The sequence below is a fragment of the Mesorhizobium sp. M0139 genome, assembly GCF_040322455.1.
Lineage (GTDB): Bacteria > Pseudomonadota > Alphaproteobacteria > Rhizobiales > Rhizobiaceae > Mesorhizobium.
In genome coordinates, this window is the sequence record NZ_JAMYTN010000007.1 from 231,175 (window position 1) to 249,593 (window position 18,419).

Below are 18,419 nucleotides of genomic sequence, written 5' to 3' on the forward strand. Positions count from 1 at the left end.
GATATGGCCAAGCGCGCGTTCAACCTGCCTAATATGCTTACCTATGCCCGCATCGTCGCGGTGCCGCTGGTGGTGCTGTGCTTTTTTCTCGAGGGGCATCTGAAATCGAGCGACTTCGCCCGCTGGTCGGCGTTGATCATCTTCCTGCTGGCTTCGATCACCGACTATCTCGACGGCTATCTGGCGCGCGCCTGGCAGCAGACGTCCAACATCGGCAAGATGCTGGATCCGATCGCCGATAAACTGCTGGTCGCCACCTGCCTGCTGCTGCTCGCCGCCGACACCGACCGCCATGCCGGCATCGCAGGCTGGTCGTTGTGGGCGGCAATCATCATCCTGTGCCGCGAAATCCTGGTTTCGGGGCTGCGCGAATATTTGGCGGCATTGAAAGTCTCGGTGCCGGTGACGCAGCTCGCCAAATGGAAGACCGCCATCCAGATGGTCGCCATCGCCTTCCTGCTGGCTGGGCCTGCCGGCGACAAGATCTTCCCGCTGACCACGCAGACCGGACTGGTGCTGCTGTGGATCGCAGCCCTCGTCACGCTCTACACCGGCTACGACTATTTCCGCGCCGGCCTCAAGCACATCATGGACGAGTGAGATGATCACCCGGCTCATTTATTTCGCCTGGGTGCGCGAACGGATCGGCAAGCCGGAAGAGGATGTCGAACTGCCCGCCGGTATCGAGACGGTGGCCGACCTCCTGCGCTGGCTGAAATCGCGTGGCGAGGAATATGAGCACGCGCTGCAATATCCTGATGTGATCCGCGTCGCCATCAACCAGGAACATGTCGAGCATCGCGAGAAGATAGCCGGCGCGCGCGAGATCGCGCTGTTTCCGCCGATGACCGGGGGCTGACACCATGTCCGGCGCGCCGACGGTGCGCATCCAGCGCGACGATTTCGACGTTGCCGCCGAGATCGCGAAACTGACCGGGGGTCGCGCCGACATCGGCGCCGTGGTGTCCTTCTCAGGACTTTGCCGCGACGAGCAGGGCCAGCTGTCGGCGCTGGAACTCGAGCACTATCCAGGCATGGCCGAGGCAGAAATCAGCCGGATCGCCGGCGAGGCGCTTCAGCGCTGGCCGTTGCAAGGCCTGACCGTCATCCATCGCCACGGCAAGATCGCATCGGGCGAAAACATCGTGCTGGTGGTGGCGGCGTCCTCGCACCGGCAGGCGGCGTTCGAAGCGGCCAATTTCCTGATGGATTTCCTGAAATCGCGTGCACCCTTCTGGAAGAAGGAGCACCGCGTGGACGGCACCGATGGCGGCTGGGTCGAGGCCAAGGACGCCGACGACCAGGCTGCGGCGCGCTGGAAGGCGCGGCCCGAATAAATCTCGGCGCAGCCATGTATTGACCGCATTCCCTTGGCCAAATCGCATCGGCAAAAAGGGAGCAAGGGCATGCTGGACAGGATCGCCGAATTCTTCGTCTTCGGTTTTGTGCCGCTGGTTATCGGCGTTCTGGCCGTTCCCGAGCCTTCCGTCGCCGCCGAGAAAACCCTGAAGGGCGAGGTGATGTATCGCGAGCGCATCGCGCTGCCGCCCAACGCCGTGCTGTCGGTTCAACTTGCCGATGTATCGCTGGCCGATGCGCCGGCCGCCATTGTCGGCGAGCGCAAGGTGGCGCCGGCCGGCCAGGTGCCGATCAAGTTCGAGATCAGCTTCGATCCAACGGTGATCCGGCCCAACATGACCTATGCGCTGCAGGCGCGCATCACCGCCGACGACAAGCTGCTGTTCGTCACGGACTCGCGCTATCAGGTCGATCCGCTCAGCGAGGCGCCGCACGCCATTGTGCTGAAAATGGTGGCGCCGAGCGACAAGCCGACCTCGGCCTCGCTGTTCGGCCAGAGCTGGCTAGTCGAATATATCGACGGTATCGGCGTGATTTCGGAGCCGCAGGCGACGTTCCGGGTCAGCGAAGCCGGCAAGGCGGGCGGCAGCGGCCCGTGCAACGCCTATTTCGCCACCGCCAAGGTCGATGGCGAGACCATCGTCATCAGCGACATCGGCTCGACCTACAAGGCCTGCGCGCCGGAGATCATGGCCGAGGAAAAGGCGCTGTTCGAGGCGCTCGCCAAGGCGGCGTCATACCGTGTCGATGGCGGCAAGCTGATCATCGCCGACAAGGACGGCCACGATATCTTGCGCTTCAACGCAGCGAGCTAAGAATCAAGACTGCGGCGGCGGGGGCGCCGGCGTCAGGCCGAACCGGCGCATCAGGTCCATCAGCCTGGTGCGGTCTGGCGGGCCGCCAGTGCTGAAGATGGCGAAGGCCTCGCGAAAATAGTCCGGGCCGATCGCCGCCGGCGTCACCACGCACAGCACCTTGGCGGTCGCGGCGGTGTCGTTGTCGAAGCGGTGAACCGCGCCGCGCGGAATGCACAGCGCCTGGCCCGGCCCGATATCGTGCCGGTGTCCGTCGACGGTCAGCATCAGCACGCCTTCGATCCCGTACATCGTCTCTTCATAGTGATCGTGGCTGTGCGCCGGGGCGGGCAGGCGCTGCGAGCCGGCGACCGTCAGTTCGAAGGCGGCGATGCTGCCGTTCGACTGGTCGCCGGTAAGCAGGAAGCGCACGGCAAGGCCGCCATGGCTGATTGTCTCGTCGGCCGGATTGACGCTGATCTGGCTAGCTCTGTCTAGCATTTCACTCTCCCATGTGGTAAATCCGATTTACCGAAATGAGTAAACTCGATTTACCCGAGTGTCAATGCCATTATCCAGGGAAGAACCGCCAACGAAGCCACCGCTGATCGGTGCACTGCTGCGCGTTCCGGCCATGGCCATTCACCGCAAGCTGATCAGGGGTCTCAGGGCGTCGGGTTTCGAGGACCTCAGCCCGCCGCATATGGCGGTGATCCAATATCCCGGCCCGGATGGCCTTCGGCCGAGCGCGCTCGCCGAGCGCGCCGCGATGAGCAAGCAGGCCATGAATCAACTGCTGAAGACGCTGGAAGCGATGGGTTATATCACTCGCTCGGCGGCACCCGATGAGAGCGGCGGGACCGTCGTCCACTTCACCGACCGCGGGCGCGCCGCATACCAGAAGATGGCCGACATCCTGCTCGACGTCGAACGGGAATGGGCCGAGGAACTGGGCGAGAAGCGTTTCACGGAGCTGAAAACGCTGCTCGGCGACCTCTGGGATACGCCGCTCATCCGTTGAAAGCGGCATGAAGCCGAAGCCGGGACCTGACCAAAGAAAAAGGCCGGCGAAGTGCCGGCCTCTTGCATACATTGGTTCGCGTCGGCTCAGCCGACGATCTCGGTGTCCGAGAACCAGTACTTGATCTCTTCAGCAGCGGTTTCCGGCGCGTCGGAGCCGTGCACGGAATTCTCGCCGATCGACAGCGCGTGGACCTTGCGGATGGTGCCTTCGGCGGCGTTGGCGGGGTTGGTCGCGCCCATAACTTCGCGGTTCCTGGCAATGGCGTTTTCGCCTTCCAGAACTTGCACGATGGTCGGCGCCGACGACATGAATTCCACCAGTTCGCCGAAGAACGGACGATCCTTGTGGACGGCGTAAAAGCCTTCGGCCTCGCGGCGGCTCATCCACACGCGACGTGAGGCGACGACGCGCAGGCCGGCCTCTTCCAGCATCCTGGTGATGGCGCCGGTAAGATTGCGCCGGGTCGCGTCCGGCTTGATCATGGAAAAGGTGCGTTCGAGCGCCATGGGGTCGTCCTTGTCTTGAGATGGAAAGTCTTGAGATCGGAATGTGGAGTGGCGGGCTCTATACAAGCCGCCCGGCCCATTGCCAAGGGGAGGCGCCCCGGCAGCGTTATTCGACCGCGACCGCCCGCATGGCTGTTCGCAACGCTGTGGTCAAAGGCAAGGCTTTGCGGGAAAATGGCGATTGCGCAGGCACGCACGGTTTCGAAGGGAAACCAGCGGAATGGAAAGACATCGGACCATGTTTGACGGGACGCGCTGGCCTACCACCAGCCTATTGATTATCGGCATTTTTGCTGCCGTGGGCCTTGTTCTGCTGCTCTTTCTGGGTCGCCGCACAGATACGAACTTCGGCTTCGGCCCCGAATGGCAATGCACGCCGATGCCGAAGGGCGACCCGATCTGCGTGAAGCTGGTCGGCAAAGACGGCGCGAAGTGACTGTCAGTATCACTACCGCCTGATAACAACGGGCGGCCGCCGGCGCTCCCAGCCCTCGCACTCCAGCGTCGGCATCTCATGCTCCTCGCTGGGATAGCCGAGGCAGAAATAGCCGATCAGCGTCCACTCAGGCGGGGTGTCCAGGATTACGGCCATCTCGGCGGCGTCGAGGATCGACACCCAGCCCATGCCGATGCCTTCCGCCCGCGCCGCCAGCCACAGTGTGTGCACCGCCATGACGGCCGAATAGTCGATGGTCGCCGGCATGGTCATGCGGCCGAGCCCGTGGCCCTGTTGCGTCGTGCGGTCGGCGAAAACCGCGAACTGGCAGGGCGCTTCATTGAGACCGGCGAGCTTCAGCTGGGCATAGAGCGCGGCGCGCTCGCCCGAAAAGCATGCCAGCGCCTCGGCATTGCAGCGCTCGAAACAGTCTCTCACCGCGCCCCGCCGCTCGGCGCTGTCGACTACCACGAAGCGCCACGGCTGGCTGAGACCGACGGACGGCGCGATGCTGGCAAGCTCCAGCAGCCGCTCCAGCGTACCCTCGGGCAAAGCCGTCCGCTCGAAGCGCCGCACATCCCGGCGCCAGCGCAGCAGCGTGACCAGCCCGGCGCGAAAATCATCGGTGAAATCGGGGGGTGGTGGCATGGCGATCAGGAGACTTGTGTGGGGAATAGGCAGTAGGCAGTAGGCAGTAGGCAGTAGGCAGTAGGCAGTAGGCAGTAGGCAGTACAGCGCTCGGACCCTATTGCCTACTGCCTACTCCCTAAGCTGCTGCCGCCGCCTCCTTCCAGCAATGCGGGCTGAACGGACGGGTCGCGTCGTGTCCGACGAGTTCATTGAACAGAATGGTCATTGGCGGCTGCGCCCTCGCGGTCTAATTAGTCGCCTGCGGCTGAAGCGGAACTCGTCGGCGGGAAAAAGATGAAACAGCATTTCATGATGTTCGCGGCCTACAATCAATGGGCCAATGGCCGCATCTACGATGCCGTCGCCGCACTTGAGGAAGAAGAGTTCAACCGCGATGTCGGCGCATTTTTCGGCTCGATGATGGGCACGCTCAACCATCTGCTGGCCACCGACCGCATCTGGATGAAACGCTTCACCGGCGAGGGCGACGCGCCGGCAAAACTCGACGCCATCCTGCACCGCGCGTTGCCTGGCTTGAAGCTGGCGCGTGAGGCCGAGGACAGGCGGATCGTCGACTGGGTCGGCGGTTTGACCGAAAAGGCTTTGTCCGGCCGCTTCTCCTACATGACCGTTTCCGACATGCGCACCGTCTCGCAGCGGCTGGCGCCGGCGCTGGGACACGTCTTCAACCACCAGACCCATCACCGCGGCCAGGCGCACGCCATCCTGACCATTCTCGGCCGGCCTTCGGTGCAGCTCGACCTAGCCTTTTTCCAACGCACCGACGAAGGCCGCGCCTACGCCTGATCTCCTGACCGCGCTTCCCGTTTAAACGCACGGGAGCGTTACCGGTACATTTGCGCCGACCATCCATCCCCGACGCCAGCTCTGAATTCCAGCCGGGTTGTGAGGACCCTGTCGGCACAACGCTGCCCGGTGACGGGGCCAGGTGGCTGGGCTGTCGGTGGCCCGCCTTTTGTGGGCCTTCGGCTCCAGGCCGCCGCAGCCACAACCCGCTCCAACTCCGGTGGGATTTCTGTTTAGAGAATTAAACAAAGTTTAAATGTTGAAGCAAAAACATATTTTTTTTTAGCAGACCAGTGCACGCCTTGAGAACTACAAACCTTATTATTGGAAAAAATAAAGAAACTATAAGGAAGACTCGTGCGTAGCTGTGAGTGCATAAGCATATGTCTGCTTTGGTTTGCTGGCATGTTGCAATGCACAAAGCAGAACGGCAACAAGGAGAGTGTCATGGTTAATATCACTCAAAAAATCGCTAGAACACTGGCGGCGGGTGCAATTATCGTCATTTTTGCCGCTCCGGCGAATGCAGGCGGCGGAATTGGCGTCGGTGTCGGCGCATCTATCGGCGGTGCTGGCGGCATCAATGCCGGTGTTGGCGCTTCGATCGGCGGCAGCGGCGGGGTCAAGGCCGGTGCCGGCGCCTCGGTTGGCGGCAGCGGCGGTATCAAGGCGGGTGCTGGCGCAACGGTCGGCGGCAATAGCGGCGTTACAGCAGGCCTCGGCGCCTCAGTCGGCGGTAGCAGCGGCATTAAGGCCGGCGCTGGCGCGACGGTCGGCGGAGCCGGTGGCATCAATGCCGGTGTTGGGGCCACGGTCGGCGGCAGCGGAGGTATCAATGCCGGTGTCGGCGTCAACGTCGGCAGCGGCATCAACGTCGGTGTCGGCGTCGGCATTGGCGGAACGCCGGGCACGCCCGGTACCCCCGGCACTCCAGGAACTCCTGGAACACCAGGCACCCCTGGGACACCCGGTATCGTCGCCAGCATGTCGAACAGCCAGCTGACACGTATGAAGAAGCGCTGCGTCGATGTGCTCGCCAGCGAGGGCACCTACGACAGCGATCTGCGGCAGCTATGCCTTATGATCTCGCGTCGCTGAGACAGGTTTCGCCGGGAGTGTCGAGCCAGCCGTGAGGCTTTACGGCACTCTCCTACCGCATGGCCCAGACTTCCCGAGGGACATGCGCTGACGAGAAGCCTCCGGCCAGTCGGAAAGCCCGCCGCGCAAGTGGCGGGCTTTTTGTCGCCACTCACAAGGCAACCGATCGCGCCTTTCGATTGCCGGAGCTTTTTATCGTTTAACGGAAACGGTGAAACGCGCTATCCCTTTGTCTTGGTAATTCTCAGGGAAAGCGCCCACGCGCTTCTCCCGGGAAAGCTGCTCACACTTTCCTGGAATTGTTCTGGTTAACCACATTCGAATTGCAGGTAAGATTTTAGGGTTTCATTTGTGTTCCCGCTGCAAAATGGCGAACACAGTGGGAGAAATGGCATGCGGGTCGATCTTTCGCCCACGAGCTTGGGCAGGGTCATAGCAGTCACGGTTGTCGGCACGGCGATCTGTATCGCGGCGGCCTTCCTTGTCGATTCCTACAATTTTCCGTCGCTGTCGCCCGAAGCGTTGCGCTGGGCGCAGCTCACCGACCTGTTGCTGCCGCTCGTGCTGGGTGGATCGTTCTTCTCTTTCCTGATGTACAAGATGCGCCAGCTGGCGATCGCCCAGAAGAATCTGAGCATCGTCGCGGCGACCGACAGCCTGACCGCGGTGTTCAACCGCGGCGCGTTTTCGATGCTGGTAGAGGCCTATCTCGAACAGGCGCGCAGCCAGGCCGTCGTCGATGCCGGCGCCCTGCTGATCGTCGACGCCGATCATTTCAAGACCATCAACGATCGATTGGGCCACGATTGCGGCGATCAGGCGCTCAAGCTTATTGCGCAGACGATCAAGGCCCAGCTGCGCGGCGCCGACATCGTCGGACGCATCGGCGGCGAGGAGTTCGCCATCTTCCTGCCCGGCGCCGACCCGTCGCAGTCTTGGCTGGTTGCCGAGGGGATCCGGCGGCGCATCCGCGAGGTCGAGTTTGCCCCGGATGGGCGGCCCTGTCCGCTCTCGGTAAGCATCGGCGGCGTCGCCTTCAGCGGACCCACCACCTATGCCGACATGTTCCTGACGGCCGACCGGCACCTCTACAAGGCCAAGTCCAACGGCCGCGACCAGGTCAGTTTCGAAACGACCGGGCCGCGCAGCCTGCTCGCCGGTGATCCGACGTTGCATTAGGATACTTCGGTCGGCTGCAGACCCGATCAGGCGGATCGCCGCAACGCCGATCTGACATAGCGCAACGGTGCCGTCAGCTTCCACGATGTTGAGTGCAGCAACGCTTCGTTCCTCGCCGCAAGTAGCTGGATCTGCCAGTTTGCCGCTTCGATCTGTTGGTTCACGGCGTCGATTTGATGCCTCAGCGCAGCGGCCTTACTGTTCAAATGCAACCCGCCCCGGTCCACAGCAATTTCGCGCAGTTCCGCTTCCGCCTGCTTGAACAGATCGACATCGGAGACTTCCAGAACCGGAGCGGTCTTCGTCAGGCTGATATAGAACTCGTGCAGGTGCAACTGGCTCGGCTCGTTTTTGTGGAACGCAATCTCGCCAGATTTGATGTATCCGAGGGAGCGAAGTTTCTTGACCAGAAATCGGAACGACGCCGGCGTGAACTGCCACGCGTGAGCATCATAATAGGCCCTGTCGACCTGCACGGCTTCGGCCATGTTTTTTGCCTCTTCGCCGCTTTGCAGCAAGGCGACGTCATCAAAGGTCGGCTCGAGCCAGACGACCTGTTGGGCCTTGGTGCAGAAATACGAAACCTGGTCGAACAGGATTCCCGGCGTGTGGCGCTTGCGCTGTTCGGCATAGGCCTGCAACGCCTGCCCCACAGTGGACAGCGGCCGCAACGCGTCAAAGCAAAAGCGCTTGTCGGGCACGGCCAGCACCAGCCGGCCCGCTGGCTTCAGAAGGACCTCGCAGTCCTGGATGAAACGAACGATATCGGTGACATGTTCGATCACATGTGAAGCAAAGATGAAGTCGTAGCGTTGCTCCTGGCCGATGGTCTCGAGCAGGCTGCGACCGTCCGAAACGTAGTCGACCTCTTCGATCTGTGATGCGTTGTCGCGATATTTCTCGCGCAAAGCCGTGGCATTGGCATGATCGACGATCTCGACGTTGAAACCACGGCATTTCGGCAACAGCGGATTGTAGCTCGGTCCGACTTCCAGGCCGAAGCCTTTGGGATCAAACATTGAAAACAAAAGTTCAGTCCTGTTCAGCATGACCCACTCCGACCGCCGGCTTCAATGTGAGTAGTTGAGATTGTAGATCGTGGCCGGGTCGGCGGCCCAGTCGGCGGTTGGAGGTCCGACCTTCCTGGCAAGGCAAGCCGACAAAAGGAATGTGGGGTGTTCGTCAAAGGTCTGTAGCGGCCCGCTCTCCATGTTTGCCGGCACGATCGCCGCCTCCAGGGCATAGCCGGCGTCGAGCACTTCGAAGCCTGTAAATTTGTTGAAGATCGACGACCATGATTCCTTGGAGAACCGGAAGAAATCCCAGGGCACCTCATGCAGCGGCCAGGCTGGATGCGACTGGATGAAGGCCAGGCCGCCGACGTTCAGCACCCGGTTGAGCGCGTGCGCTGCGACCCATGGCATCATCAGATGCTCGAAGACCGATATGGAAAAGGCAAAGTCGAACGTCTCGGTCACGCCTTCCATGGTGTGGGCGTCGGTGACGAAATCGACATTCGGCCCGGCCGAGACGTCGATGCCGAAATATCTGCAGTCGGGAAAGAAGTGCCGGTAGGTGTTGCCGGAACGGGCCCGTGAGCCGATCTCTATCAGCGGCGCGCCTGGCCTGTCGGCCACCGCCTTGCAGAATCTGGCGTGAATTGACGTCGACGTCTCCGCGTGTTTGGGCGAGCGCCTCAGCCGGTTGCCATTGTCGAACCCAACGGAGACATTCTGGTTGGCAATGTTTCTGTCGACCAGGGGAGCGGCGACCCGAAAGCCATCATGGGCCGTTGTTGCCAGGCCTGGGCGGGCAAAGCGCACGCAGACCTGGTTGGGAACCGGCTTGCCATCGTAGAGGATTACCGGGTCGGCGCCCGTGGTCCATCCGGTGGCAATCAGTATACCGTCGAGGAGGGAAAGCCGGTCGACGCAGTCTTCGGTGACTGGCCTCAGGGGTGTCGCCGGGCTGTGGACTGTAGGACGCGGTTTCAGGAACTGGAACATTCGTATCTCACTGCGCGGGGACGGAACTGGCGGCGATTTCAGCAGGTTCGCGATCTGCAGACTGGAAGAAGCGATGAAGCCTGGTCCGGGTCCACAAGGAAAGGTCTGTTTCCAGCAGCCGGTATGTTACGGCTGATATGGCGGCGATCGTCAGAAGGAACGCGCACGCCAACATGAGTATCTGCAGAGTACCCTCTACCGGTGGCGCGTAAACGGCGAAGGGGACAACAACCAGCCATTGCGAGATATACAGCGAGAAAGATGCGTTCCCAACGCTAACCAATGAGTTGGGGACCCATACCGGAGCGCGCTTCTCCATCAGCGCAACGGACATGACGATGCCGCCAAACGCTGCTGCCCAGACGAGACCATGATTGAATTCGCGGATGCTGAAAAATAGTAAATACCCAGTCAGCACGGCAAACGCCGCCAGAAGGCATGCCGCCAGCGGACGTGGCGGGCCGCGCCACTTGGAGCGATAGACAAGACCGGCGAGAACTCCGGCGATGAAGCAACCGCACACCGGGTTCGTCGCCAGCGCGACATAACCCCATAGACCGTCCGTTCGGGCCGATTGGCCGCCAAGCAGCAGAAAGGTCCCCATCGTCCCGAGTAGCAGCGGATAACGCCAGCGACCGAACAGCAGGCTGAAGGCGAAAAGCGCGTAGAAGAAGACCTCGAAAGTAAGCGACCAACCCGGGGCATTGATAGGCGGATTGTTCCATGCCGGCTGAAATGTCAGATCGTTCATCAGCCGTGCTGCCACATCTTGAGGTGCAACTGTCCCTATTATGCAGAAAGCAATCGCCATAGCGACGCTGGTGGCTGCATAGACCGGCCATATCCGCGCGAAGCGGTTGATCAAAAACAGCTTGAAAGCCCGTGGGCCGGTATGATTGCCGGTGCTGACCACCATGATGAAACCGCTTACGACGAAAAATAAATCCACTCCCGAATAGCCGAGCCTGAAGAACCACAGGTTGTGCGGCGCGTGGCAGAACAATACCAGCATTGCCGCCAAGGCCCGAAGACCCTGAATAGACCTTACCCGCTCCCGCATTCCCCACGCCCCCGTGCGTGCTCTATGTTGCTGTTTGAATGACTGCCATGTTGGTGATGATGGTGCCGCGCTGAAACAGGTGAATCGGGATCATCGGCTAGCGCAGCGACCGGGTGAAGAACACGCGCAAGCCGTGGCCGGCCTGGGCCAGCCTGATCGCCGTAAGGATGACGATTTTGGAATTGGTGTTCACAACCAGACGCTCGAGCCAGACCTTTGCTTTGAAACGCCAAGGTATCGATTTGTTGCTGAACACCGCTCGCCCATAGCCGTTGAAGATGGAGACCAACTCTTTCCTGTGTTCGGGAAGATGGTTGTCCTCCTGGACAGCCCACCGGATCGCGTCCTGGACGAATTGCGAATGGAAGCGGGGGATAAGCAAATCTCGAAAATAATAACGTACCATTTTTCGGTCGTCGGGAAACATTTCCTGGAGTTTCTTGAAGTAACGAAACCGGCTGCGCGACATCATCACGGTGTAGGACGTGCTGTTGGGGCGAATGCACCAGACGGTCACTGGCTCATCGACGAAGTAATTGCTGTATCCGCTGCGGAAAATGCGCAGGAAAAGATCGTCGTCCTCATAGCCTATGAACTGAGGGTCGAAACCGCCGACGGCTTCATAGGCGGTTCGCGAGATCAGCGACGCGGAGGGCAGGACGTGCATGTCGAAGCCCACCATCTGCTCAATGTCGCGCTTCGGGTGAGCGCTGTGGCGCTTGACGGTTGCCGTGCGCAGGACATTGCCGGCTCCGTCCGCCTCCATGAGGTCGCCATAGACCCAGCCCAGATGCGGATCGTCAGACGGAATGGCGCGCACCAGCGCCTCGACGTGGGTGTCGCGATAGAAATCATCCTGATCGAGAAAACTGATGTAGTTCGACGTCGACGCGCGAACGCCGGTGTTTCTGGCCGATCCCTGCCCGCCATTGGGCTGGTCGATCACTTTGAAATGCAGCCGTCTGGCAAGCTTGTGCAGAAATGCCGCTTCGGTGGCCGTCGAACCGTCATTGACGACGATGAATTCATCAGGCCGAAGCGTCTGGTTGAGGACGCTTCTGACGGACCTCTCGATGAACGCCGACCCGTTGTAATAGGGGATGACGACCACCACCGTGGGGGCTTTTTTCGAGGCGAGCTTCGAAAATTTGGGGGATACGTGCATCATAGGAACACCGACCTAATATAGCGTAGCGGGGCTGTTACCTTCCACGATGTCGAATGCAGCAAGGCATCGTTCCTGACCGTCAGCAGCTGGATCTGCCGGTTCGCATTTTCGATCTGCTGGCGCGCTGCCTGGGCGTCGCGCTCGAGCGCCTCGACCTGGCTTCTCGTCACCATCTCTTGAGGGCTTACGAAGAGACCGCGAAGTTCCTGCTCCGCCTGCTTGATGAGGTCAACGTCTGAGGTCGTCAGGACAGGCGCACTCTTGGAAAGGGTGATGTAAAACTCGTGCAGGTTCGGTTTCCCTGCAGGGTTGGTGTGAAATTCCATCTCGCCCGACTTAATGTAGCCGAGAGAGCGAAGCTTCTTGACCAGATAGCGAAACGAAGTCGGCGTGAACTGCCAGCCGTGAGCGTCCTGGTAGTTCGGATTTTTCTGTGACTTGTCGAAGTGGTCCTTTGCTGTCTCTTCACTCAGCATCAGGGCGACATCGTCGAGAGTCGGTTCGATCCAGACAGTCTGCTGCGCCTTACAGCAGGCATAGAAGGCTTGGTCGAAGAGAACCGCCGGTGAGTGGCGCTTGCGCTCCTCGAAATAGGACTGCAGCGCCTGCCCGACCGTAGACAACGGCCGCAAGGCGTCGAAGCAGAACCGCTTGTCGGGGACGGCCAGCACCAGCCGTCCATCCGGCTTCAGCAAGGTTTCACAATCCTGGATGAAGCGGACAATATCGGTCACATGTTCGATGACGTGCGAAGCATAGATGAAGTCGTAGCGCTTCTTCTTGCCAATGGTCTCGAGGATGCTGCGTCCGTCCGAAACGTAGTCAACCTCTTCTATCTGCGATGCGTTATCTTTGTACTTCTCGCGCAAGGTGGCGGCGTCGGCATGGTCGATCGTTTCGACGTTGAAGCCACGAGACTTCGGCAACAGCGGATTGTAGCTCGGGCCGACTTCGAGGCCGAAGCCGCTGGCATCGAACATCGACAACAGCAGCTTGGTCCTTTCCGGCATAACCCATTCCGGTCGGGGCGCGGGCTTGGATGGTTCCGACACCACGCCATTCGAAGCTGCCGCGTCGCTTTTCGGGTTCGCCGCAGCTTCGCTGCCATGCGCGGGGTAGGCTTGGCTGTGTTTGATGGACTGGCTTTTCTGCAGTGGCCAGGCGACGGCGCCTCCCGGAAGATCGAACGTCTTGCGGGCCAGCACGAAGGATGAGGCCATACCGTCGAATAGGGGAAACTGATGCATGGCGCCTTCGCGGAAATCCGGATGCACATACATCCTGAGCGGCGTGCACATGCCGACCTTGAGGATCTCGAAACCCATCTCCGGCGAAAACAGGACCTTCAGCGCTTCATCCGAAGCGCGCCAGAAATCGTTTGGCGTTTCATGTATGGGGAAGGCCTGCGGCAAGGAATGCAGCGTCAGCCCGCCGACCTTGAGGACCTTGTTGATCTCGGCCGCCAGCAGCCACGGGCATGCCAGATGCTCCATGACCGCAAACGACATAATTCCATCGATGGAACCGGGCTCAAAATGGTCGCCGAGGAAATGCGCGTCCGCCACCACGTCGACACCTGGCGCTGCGTGGATGTCCACGCCGATAAACTTGCATTCCGGCTTGAACAGTGGCGCCTGCAGCGACGATGCGGGTCCGACGACGCGGGCGCCGATTTCCACGACGGTTCCATTGACCCTCTTCATCTCGTTGATGAAGTCGGCCATGCCGTTGTCGACGGTGGGCAGCGGCGCGTTAAGGGGGTGTTCTGCGGGCAGCGCCGTGATGTCGACCTCGGTCCAGCCCGCAGGCGTCTCGGCTACCAGCCTGACCGGACGAAACGGACTGCACGCCAGATAGACGGCAAACCCGCATTTGGTGGAAGGAAGATGCGGATAGAAGTTCAGCACGTCCGGCCGGTCCTCAAACTCCGTGACCTGCGCCTGAAAATCGCCGCTGCAAAGCGACATCGCCGTGATCGGCTGCTCATGTGCATGCGCCCAACCCTTCAGGAACACGCCATGCCTGTCGCACCACATGTAGTCGATCAGGTGGACGAATTTTCCTCGGGCGAGCGTGCCGCGATGCGGTGCTTCGGCAAACAAAGCACTGGCGTTGGTTGCCGAGGAATCACCTCTAGGCGGAAAAAGCCGACCCAGTCGTTCGGCCGTTGTGAACAGAGAGCCAAAATTGGCCTTATTCCAAAGCTGACCTGACCTAAACGTCAATACACCTCGTGTATTCTGCAAGATTCCACCATTCCCTGCGAGGATATACTTGGGATTTCCGTTATTAGTGTTTTCAGCGCACAGATCGCTTGATCGTCCTCCCGATCCCAAGGCACGTTAGCCCTCAAAGCTTGACCGCACAATATGCTCCATGGAGTTATGTACATCATGGATTGACCTACGTGGGGGGAGAGTTTCGTAAAGCAAAAATTGGAAATTGTGCCCAGTTTTTGGTGCAGCGGCGGCCAACATATTGTTTCCATGTTGCCGGTAAAAACTATCGCTTCTGAGATCGACTTCTCGATAACCGCGATAATGTACAAAAACTTTGGAAAACATCGTTATACAGATGAAATATCGATTTTCGGGGCATCAGCCGCCGTCAGCAATCCGTTCATCTCTTAGCATTAATCTCTGGCGAGCTGATCTTCGGCCCCAACGAGGGCAGGGTGCCTCAAGGCGGTGCCGGTCATAGGAGATGGATTGGCTGGCAGCGCACCGCGTCCATCCTGTCGAACAGATCCTGACCAAATCGGCGTCGTTCCTGCCGGTCTTCGCGCTCGATTTTCGACCCCCGCCATACTGATCTTCACATTGGTCTATCAGTGGCAGTCGCTGTTCATCCATTCGACACGCGTATCAGGGTCGGACCGTTGAAATGGCTGCTGGCGTCACCGCGATTTCATCACTGGCATCATGCCAATGAGCGCGAAGCCTGGGACAAGAATTTCGCCGGGCAGCTGCCTTTGCTCGACATGCTGGGAGGCACATTGTTCATGCCCGAAAGGATGCCGCAGAATACGACACCGATGACCCGGTTCCCTCGCTCTATCATCGGCAGCTTGCCTATCCCTTTGTCGGCGATCAACTCTTTGTCGGCAACACCGAACAGACCGCCCCGCCGGCAAGGCTGGCAGAGGCCTCGCCGACGTCTGCCGGCAAGTCCGAGTGATCTTTTTTGCTGGGCAGGCCTGGTCCCGGCCGTCTCAGACGGCGTAGCCGCCATAACCGTGTGCGACCGGCTTGACCGAGACGGCCGCCTGGACCGCGGGCCAGAGGATGCCTGCCGTGACTGCAAAGGTGATCAGGGCATCGCGTGCGGCCTCGGTCGAGATTTCTCCGGCGCGCGCCGCCTCGCAAGCCCTCACGGCCGCGCCATAGCTCAGGCGCCGGCGTGACGGCGGAAATTCGGTCAGGAAATCATGCATGTCGAACAGCGAGGCGAGCATGCGTTTGTGGCCGGCGCCAACGCTAACGGCAACCGGGGTGAAGAACATCGCGTCGTGCATTCTGGCCTCTCTGGATGGGCGGAAGGCGGCGGTCGCCGCTCTCCGATCGCGTGGTGGACGCCAGAAAACGCGGCCGGCGGCCCGAGGTTCCCTGAGAGATGCCATGACAGGACGATTTGCTTGTTGAGGTCGCTCCCCGGCCGGCATCCGCGGTTGCGGCGGCTTCTATTTCCACATGCCGCGCATGCGGGCGCCGAGGTCGACGCGGACCTCAGGTCTGTGGCGCGGATCGTCCTTGGCGTGGACGCTCGCCCAAGAGGTCTGCTCGAAAGCGCCGAGGATCGAGGCCGGGATGAAACGGGTTCGCGAGGCATAGACGTGGCGGTCGCCGCGCGCTGCCTGGCCGTGAGTGAAGAAGCGCTGCGGCGTCACCAGATGCAGGCCGTCCTTGGCCCGCGTCATCGCGACGTAAAGCAGCCGGCGCTCCTCCTCGAGGTCTTCCTTGGTGCCGACGCCGAGATCGGCCGGGATGCAGCCATCGACGGTGTTGAGCACGAAGACGTTCTTCCATTCCTGGCCCTTGGCCGAATGGATGGTCGACAGGATCAGATAGTCCTCGTCGCGGTGCGGCGGCCCGGCCTGGTCGCTGGTCGCATCCGGTGGATCCAGCGTCAGCTCGGTCAGGAAGCGCTCGCGCGAAGCATAGCCGGAACCGATCTGCTCGAGCTGCATGAGGTCGGCCCGCCGCGTCGTTGCATCATCGTGCATGCGCTCGAGATGCGGCTCGTACCACAGCCTGACCTGTTCGAGATCGGCCGGCCATTTCCCCGACCGCGCGAGCAGGCCGGAATAAAGCGCAACGAAGGCTGGCCAGTCCTCAGCCGCGCGTTGCGGCGGCCGGTAGCGGGCCAGTCCCATTTCCTCGTCGAGCGATGTCGCCATGGTCTCGACGATGGTGCTCGCCGCCGAAGGGCCGATGCCGGGCAGGAGCTGCAGCACGCGGAAGCCGGCGACGCGGTCGCGCGGGTTCTCGGCAAAACGCAGCACCGAAAGCACGTCCTTGACATGGGCGGCGTCGAGGAATTTGAGCCCGCCGAACTTGACGAAGGGGATGTTGCGGCGCGTCAGTTCGATCTCCAGCGGGCCGCTGTGGTGCGAGGCGCGAAACAGCACCGCCTGCGATTTCAGCACCGTGCCGGCCTCGCGCTCGGCCAGGATGGCCTGGCAGACATAGTTCGCCTGCTCGGCCTCGTCGCGCACGCTGACCAATTTCGGCCTTTGCGAGGATTTGCGCTCCGACCAGAGGTTCTTGGTGAAGCGCTCCGACGCCTCCGAGATGACCGCATTGGCTGCCGCCAAGATAGTCTGGGTCGAGCGGTAGTTGCGCTCCAGCATGATGACATCGGCGGCTCGCGCGAATTGTTGCGGGAAATCGAGGATGTTGCGCACTTCCGCGGCGCGAAACGAATAGATCGACTGCGCGTCGTCGCCCACCACTGTCAGTCCGGCGCCGTCCGGCTTCAGCGCCGAAAGGATCGAGGCCTGCAGCCGGTTGGTGTCCTGGTATTCGTCGACCAGCACATGGTCGAAGCGCGAGCCCAGATGCGCCGCGATCTCCGGCTCGGCGGCCATTTGCGCCCAGTAGAGCAGGAGGTCGTCGTAATCGAGCACGTTCTGCGCCTGCTTGGCCTCGACATATCGGGCGAACAGCGCCTTCAGCTGTTCGGCCCAGCCGGCACACCAGGGAAAGGCCGAACCCAGCACCTCGCCGAGCGGCGCCTGAGCGTTGACGGCGCGCGAATAGATCGCCAGGCAGGTGCCCTTGGTCGGAAACCGGCTTTCGGTCTTCGAGAATCCAAGCTCATGCCGGGCAAGATTCATCAGGTCGGCGGAATCCTCGCGGTCATGGATGGTAAAGGCGGGGTCAAGGCCGATCGTCAGCGCATAGTCGCGCAGCAGCCTGGCGCCGATGCCGTGAAACGTACCGGCCCAGGCCAGCGCGTCGGCGATGACGGACGCGTCTCGGCCCAGGACCTCGCCGGCGATGCGTTCGACCCGCCTGGCCATTTCGGTGGCGGCGCGGCGCGAGAATGTCATAAGCAGAATGCGTCTGGGATCAGCGCCCTTGACGATCAGATGCGCAACCCGGTGGGCGAGCGTGTTGGTCTTGCCGGAGCCGGCGCCGGCGATCACCAGCAGCGGCCCGGCGATCTGGCCGTCGCCATGTTCGACAGCGAGCCGCTGCTCGGCGTTGAGCTTCGCCAGATAGGCGGGCCGCAAGGACGAATCATTGATGGCGATGGTCATCGCCTATCAAGCATCGTTTCCGCTTTGTTCGCAACGGGCGGAAGTCGCCCTTACCGCCGTGGCGCGACACCCGTTGCCGCCGACTGGCGCCGCAAGGCGGCGCGTTCGTCGCCAGGCACCGGCAACGGATCGAAATTGTCAGGCACGTCCTTGATGATCTCCTTGGCGATGCGATAGGTCGCGTAAGCGAAAAGGCCGGTTATGAGCAGACGGATCATGGCGCGATCTCCTTTAGGCAACCAACCTCAGAGCCGCCGTTTGGTTCCAGCCGACGCGGTGTCGTTTGCGAGCGTGCAACCAAAGCTAAATCCTCTCGTTGCCTTCACGAGGGGGAGGGCAAACGAAGGAGGTTGCCATGAAGAAGCTCCCTGTTCTGTTGGCCGTCGGCTTGGCGCTCGCCGCCTGCGACAACAATATCCAGCCGACCAAAGCACCCTTGCTCGACCATGCCCCGCAGTCGGATTCGGCGCCAAAGCCGGCGGCCGGCGGCGATCAGCCCGCGCAATGATCGTTTTAGCGGGACGACAAGGCTGAAGGTAGCCTTCGGGAGAAGAAGGCCGGCGCCGCTTGGGAGGTGAGCTGATAGCGCCG

The 18,419-nt window shown here is 61.2% G+C and carries 21 protein-coding genes and 1 pseudogene; 10 read left to right on the plus strand and 12 right to left on the minus strand.

What is annotated here, in order from left to right; genetic code table 11:
• Positions 1-3: 3 nt before the first annotated feature.
• The 4 genes from pgsA to NKJ58_RS14505 all read left to right on the plus strand — a co-directional run bounded on the left by pgsA (position 4) and on the right by NKJ58_RS14505 (position 2,174).
• Positions 4-600 carry a CDP-diacylglycerol--glycerol-3-phosphate 3-phosphatidyltransferase gene (pgsA, locus tag NKJ58_RS14490; RefSeq protein ID WP_023673449.1) on the plus strand — a complete coding sequence of 199 codons (597 nt, stop codon included), beginning with the start codon at positions 4-6 and terminating at the stop codon, positions 598-600.
• A gap of 1 nt (position 601) precedes the next feature.
• Positions 602-859 (plus strand): molybdopterin converting factor subunit 1, encoded by a 258-nt coding sequence (gene moaD, locus NKJ58_RS14495; RefSeq protein WP_023673448.1) that lies wholly within the window; start codon positions 602-604, stop codon positions 857-859.
• A 4-nt stretch (positions 860-863) separates the two neighbouring features.
• Positions 864-1,337 carry a molybdenum cofactor biosynthesis protein MoaE gene (locus NKJ58_RS14500; RefSeq protein WP_023684727.1) on the plus strand — a complete coding sequence of 158 codons (474 nt, stop codon included), beginning with the start codon at positions 864-866 and terminating at the stop codon, positions 1,335-1,337.
• Between the two features lie 69 nt (positions 1,338-1,406).
• Positions 1,407-2,174 carry a YbaY family lipoprotein gene (locus tag NKJ58_RS14505; protein WP_023715085.1) on the plus strand — a complete coding sequence of 256 codons (768 nt, stop codon included), beginning with the start codon at positions 1,407-1,409 and terminating at the stop codon, positions 2,172-2,174.
• Between the two features lie 3 nt (positions 2,175-2,177).
• On the opposite strand, the gene NKJ58_RS14510 is transcribed toward NKJ58_RS14505, so the two are convergent.
• Entirely contained in the window at positions 2,178-2,654 is a 477-nt protein-coding gene (locus NKJ58_RS14510) for a cupin domain-containing protein (RefSeq protein WP_023684729.1), read from the minus strand.
• A 64-nt stretch (positions 2,655-2,718) separates the two neighbouring features.
• Between NKJ58_RS14510 and NKJ58_RS14515 the strand changes: the two genes are divergently transcribed.
• On the plus strand, positions 2,719-3,174 hold the full coding sequence (locus NKJ58_RS14515) for a MarR family winged helix-turn-helix transcriptional regulator (RefSeq protein ID WP_352518942.1): 456 nt from the start codon (positions 2,719-2,721) through the stop codon (positions 3,172-3,174).
• A gap of 86 nt (positions 3,175-3,260) precedes the next feature.
• Here the strand turns inward: NKJ58_RS14515 and ndk are convergent, their stop codons facing one another.
• Positions 3,261-3,683 carry a nucleoside-diphosphate kinase gene (ndk, locus tag NKJ58_RS14520; protein WP_023684731.1) on the minus strand — a complete coding sequence of 141 codons (423 nt, stop codon included), beginning with the start codon at positions 3,681-3,683 and terminating at the stop codon, positions 3,261-3,263.
• Positions 3,684-3,921: 238 nt separating this feature from the next.
• Between ndk and NKJ58_RS14525 the strand changes: the two genes are divergently transcribed.
• Complete coding sequence (locus NKJ58_RS14525) at positions 3,922-4,119, plus strand: hypothetical protein (RefSeq protein ID WP_023814921.1); 198 nt, start codon at positions 3,922-3,924, stop codon at positions 4,117-4,119.
• A 12-nt stretch (positions 4,120-4,131) separates the two neighbouring features.
• Here the strand turns inward: NKJ58_RS14525 and bluB are convergent, their stop codons facing one another.
• Both bluB and NKJ58_RS31490 read right to left on the minus strand, forming a co-directional pair.
• Positions 4,132-4,767 (minus strand): 5,6-dimethylbenzimidazole synthase, encoded by a 636-nt coding sequence (gene bluB / locus NKJ58_RS14530; RefSeq protein WP_352518943.1) that lies wholly within the window; start codon positions 4,765-4,767, stop codon positions 4,132-4,134.
• Between the two features lie 121 nt (positions 4,768-4,888).
• Positions 4,889-4,975, minus strand: a pseudogene (locus NKJ58_RS31490) (glutathione S-transferase family protein); the annotation flags it as partial.
• Between the two features lie 68 nt (positions 4,976-5,043).
• On the opposite strand from NKJ58_RS31490, the gene NKJ58_RS14535 reads away from it, so the two are divergent.
• The 3 genes from NKJ58_RS14535 (at position 5,044) to NKJ58_RS14545 (ending at position 7,833) form a co-directional block, all read left to right on the plus strand.
• On the plus strand, positions 5,044-5,556 hold the full coding sequence (locus tag NKJ58_RS14535) for a DinB family protein (protein ID WP_023684734.1): 513 nt from the start codon (positions 5,044-5,046) through the stop codon (positions 5,554-5,556).
• 447 nt (positions 5,557-6,003) lie between these two features.
• The gene (locus NKJ58_RS14540; protein WP_023689083.1) at positions 6,004-6,654 is read left to right on the plus strand and encodes a hypothetical protein; all 651 of its coding nucleotides are present in this window, start codon (positions 6,004-6,006) and stop codon (positions 6,652-6,654) included.
• Between the two features lie 393 nt (positions 6,655-7,047).
• Entirely contained in the window at positions 7,048-7,833 is a 786-nt protein-coding gene (locus NKJ58_RS14545) for a GGDEF domain-containing protein (RefSeq protein ID WP_023684736.1), read from the plus strand.
• A 26-nt stretch (positions 7,834-7,859) separates the two neighbouring features.
• On the opposite strand, the gene NKJ58_RS14550 is transcribed toward NKJ58_RS14545, so the two are convergent.
• The 8 genes from NKJ58_RS14550 to NKJ58_RS14585 form a co-directional block, all read right to left on the minus strand.
• Positions 7,860-8,882 (minus strand): class I SAM-dependent methyltransferase, encoded by a 1,023-nt coding sequence (locus tag NKJ58_RS14550; RefSeq protein ID WP_023715087.1) that lies wholly within the window; start codon positions 8,880-8,882, stop codon positions 7,860-7,862.
• Between the two features lie 21 nt (positions 8,883-8,903).
• A complete protein-coding gene (locus NKJ58_RS14555; RefSeq protein ID WP_050586865.1) occupies positions 8,904-9,839 on the minus strand; it encodes a class I SAM-dependent methyltransferase in 936 nt (311 codons plus the stop codon).
• A gap of 7 nt (positions 9,840-9,846) precedes the next feature.
• Positions 9,847-10,899 carry an acyltransferase family protein gene (locus tag NKJ58_RS14560; protein ID WP_023715088.1) on the minus strand — a complete coding sequence of 351 codons (1,053 nt, stop codon included), beginning with the start codon at positions 10,897-10,899 and terminating at the stop codon, positions 9,847-9,849.
• 97 nt (positions 10,900-10,996) lie between these two features.
• Positions 10,997-12,067 carry a glycosyltransferase family 2 protein gene (locus tag NKJ58_RS14565; RefSeq protein WP_023684740.1) on the minus strand — a complete coding sequence of 357 codons (1,071 nt, stop codon included), beginning with the start codon at positions 12,065-12,067 and terminating at the stop codon, positions 10,997-10,999.
• A complete protein-coding gene (locus NKJ58_RS14570; RefSeq protein WP_352518945.1) occupies positions 12,064-14,403 on the minus strand; it encodes a methyltransferase domain-containing protein in 2,340 nt (779 codons plus the stop codon). Before NKJ58_RS14570 ends, NKJ58_RS14565 begins: the two co-directional genes overlap by 4 nt.
• An 875-nt stretch (positions 14,404-15,278) precedes the next feature.
• On the minus strand, positions 15,279-15,581 hold the full coding sequence (locus tag NKJ58_RS14575) for a DUF982 domain-containing protein (protein ID WP_352518946.1): 303 nt from the start codon (positions 15,579-15,581) through the stop codon (positions 15,279-15,281).
• A 165-nt stretch (positions 15,582-15,746) separates the two neighbouring features.
• Positions 15,747-17,828 carry an ATP-dependent helicase gene (locus NKJ58_RS14580; RefSeq protein WP_352853332.1) on the minus strand — a complete coding sequence of 694 codons (2,082 nt, stop codon included), beginning with the start codon at positions 17,826-17,828 and terminating at the stop codon, positions 15,747-15,749.
• 50 nt (positions 17,829-17,878) lie between these two features.
• Complete coding sequence (locus NKJ58_RS14585; protein ID WP_023684745.1) at positions 17,879-18,046, minus strand: hypothetical protein; 168 nt, start codon at positions 18,044-18,046, stop codon at positions 17,879-17,881.
• A gap of 137 nt (positions 18,047-18,183) precedes the next feature.
• Here NKJ58_RS14585 and NKJ58_RS14590 point away from each other — a divergent pair, with 137 nt between their 5' ends.
• The gene (locus tag NKJ58_RS14590) at positions 18,184-18,336 is read left to right on the plus strand and encodes a hypothetical protein (RefSeq protein WP_023684746.1); all 153 of its coding nucleotides are present in this window, start codon (positions 18,184-18,186) and stop codon (positions 18,334-18,336) included.
• The last annotated feature ends 83 nt before the right edge of the window (positions 18,337-18,419 follow it).

Bases quoted from the DNA above. Each gene is read 5' to 3' on its own strand.
- NKJ58_RS14590 (WP_023684746.1), top strand. From the start codon at position 18,184: ATGAAGAAGCTCCCTGTTCTGTTGGCCGTCGGCTTGGCGCTCGCCGCC.
- NKJ58_RS14560 (WP_023715088.1), bottom strand. From the start codon at position 10,899: ATGCGGGAGCGGGTAAGGTCTATTCAGGGTCTTCGGGCCTTGGCGGCA.
- moaD (WP_023673448.1), top strand. From the start codon at position 602: ATGATCACCCGGCTCATTTATTTCGCCTGGGTGCGCGAACGGATCGGC.
- NKJ58_RS14500 (WP_023684727.1), top strand. From the start codon at position 864: ATGTCCGGCGCGCCGACGGTGCGCATCCAGCGCGACGATTTCGACGTT.
- NKJ58_RS14505 (WP_023715085.1), top strand. From the start codon at position 1,407: ATGCTGGACAGGATCGCCGAATTCTTCGTCTTCGGTTTTGTGCCGCTG.
- NKJ58_RS14525 (WP_023814921.1), top strand. From the start codon at position 3,922: ATGTTTGACGGGACGCGCTGGCCTACCACCAGCCTATTGATTATCGGC.
- NKJ58_RS14510 (WP_023684729.1), bottom strand. From the start codon at position 2,654: ATGCTAGACAGAGCTAGCCAGATCAGCGTCAATCCGGCCGACGAGACA.
- NKJ58_RS14555 (WP_050586865.1), bottom strand. From the start codon at position 9,839: ATGTTCCAGTTCCTGAAACCGCGTCCTACAGTCCACAGCCCGGCGACA.
- bluB (WP_352518943.1), bottom strand. From the start codon at position 4,767: ATGCCACCACCCCCCGATTTCACCGATGATTTTCGCGCCGGGCTGGTC.
- NKJ58_RS14545 (WP_023684736.1), top strand. From the start codon at position 7,048: ATGCGGGTCGATCTTTCGCCCACGAGCTTGGGCAGGGTCATAGCAGTC.
- NKJ58_RS14580 (WP_352853332.1), bottom strand. From the start codon at position 17,828: ATGACCATCGCCATCAATGATTCGTCCTTGCGGCCCGCCTATCTGGCG.
- NKJ58_RS14540 (WP_023689083.1), top strand. From the start codon at position 6,004: ATGGTTAATATCACTCAAAAAATCGCTAGAACACTGGCGGCGGGTGCA.
- NKJ58_RS14585 (WP_023684745.1), bottom strand. From the start codon at position 18,046: ATGATCCGTCTGCTCATAACCGGCCTTTTCGCTTACGCGACCTATCGC.
- NKJ58_RS14565 (WP_023684740.1), bottom strand. From the start codon at position 12,067: ATGATGCACGTATCCCCCAAATTTTCGAAGCTCGCCTCGAAAAAAGCC.
- NKJ58_RS14515 (WP_352518942.1), top strand. From the start codon at position 2,719: ATGCCATTATCCAGGGAAGAACCGCCAACGAAGCCACCGCTGATCGGT.
- NKJ58_RS14535 (WP_023684734.1), top strand. From the start codon at position 5,044: ATGAAACAGCATTTCATGATGTTCGCGGCCTACAATCAATGGGCCAAT.
- ndk (WP_023684731.1), bottom strand. From the start codon at position 3,683: ATGGCGCTCGAACGCACCTTTTCCATGATCAAGCCGGACGCGACCCGG.
- pgsA (WP_023673449.1), top strand. From the start codon at position 4: ATGGCCAAGCGCGCGTTCAACCTGCCTAATATGCTTACCTATGCCCGC.
- NKJ58_RS14575 (WP_352518946.1), bottom strand. From the start codon at position 15,581: ATGCACGACGCGATGTTCTTCACCCCGGTTGCCGTTAGCGTTGGCGCC.
- NKJ58_RS14550 (WP_023715087.1), bottom strand. From the start codon at position 8,882: ATGCTGAACAGGACTGAACTTTTGTTTTCAATGTTTGATCCCAAAGGC.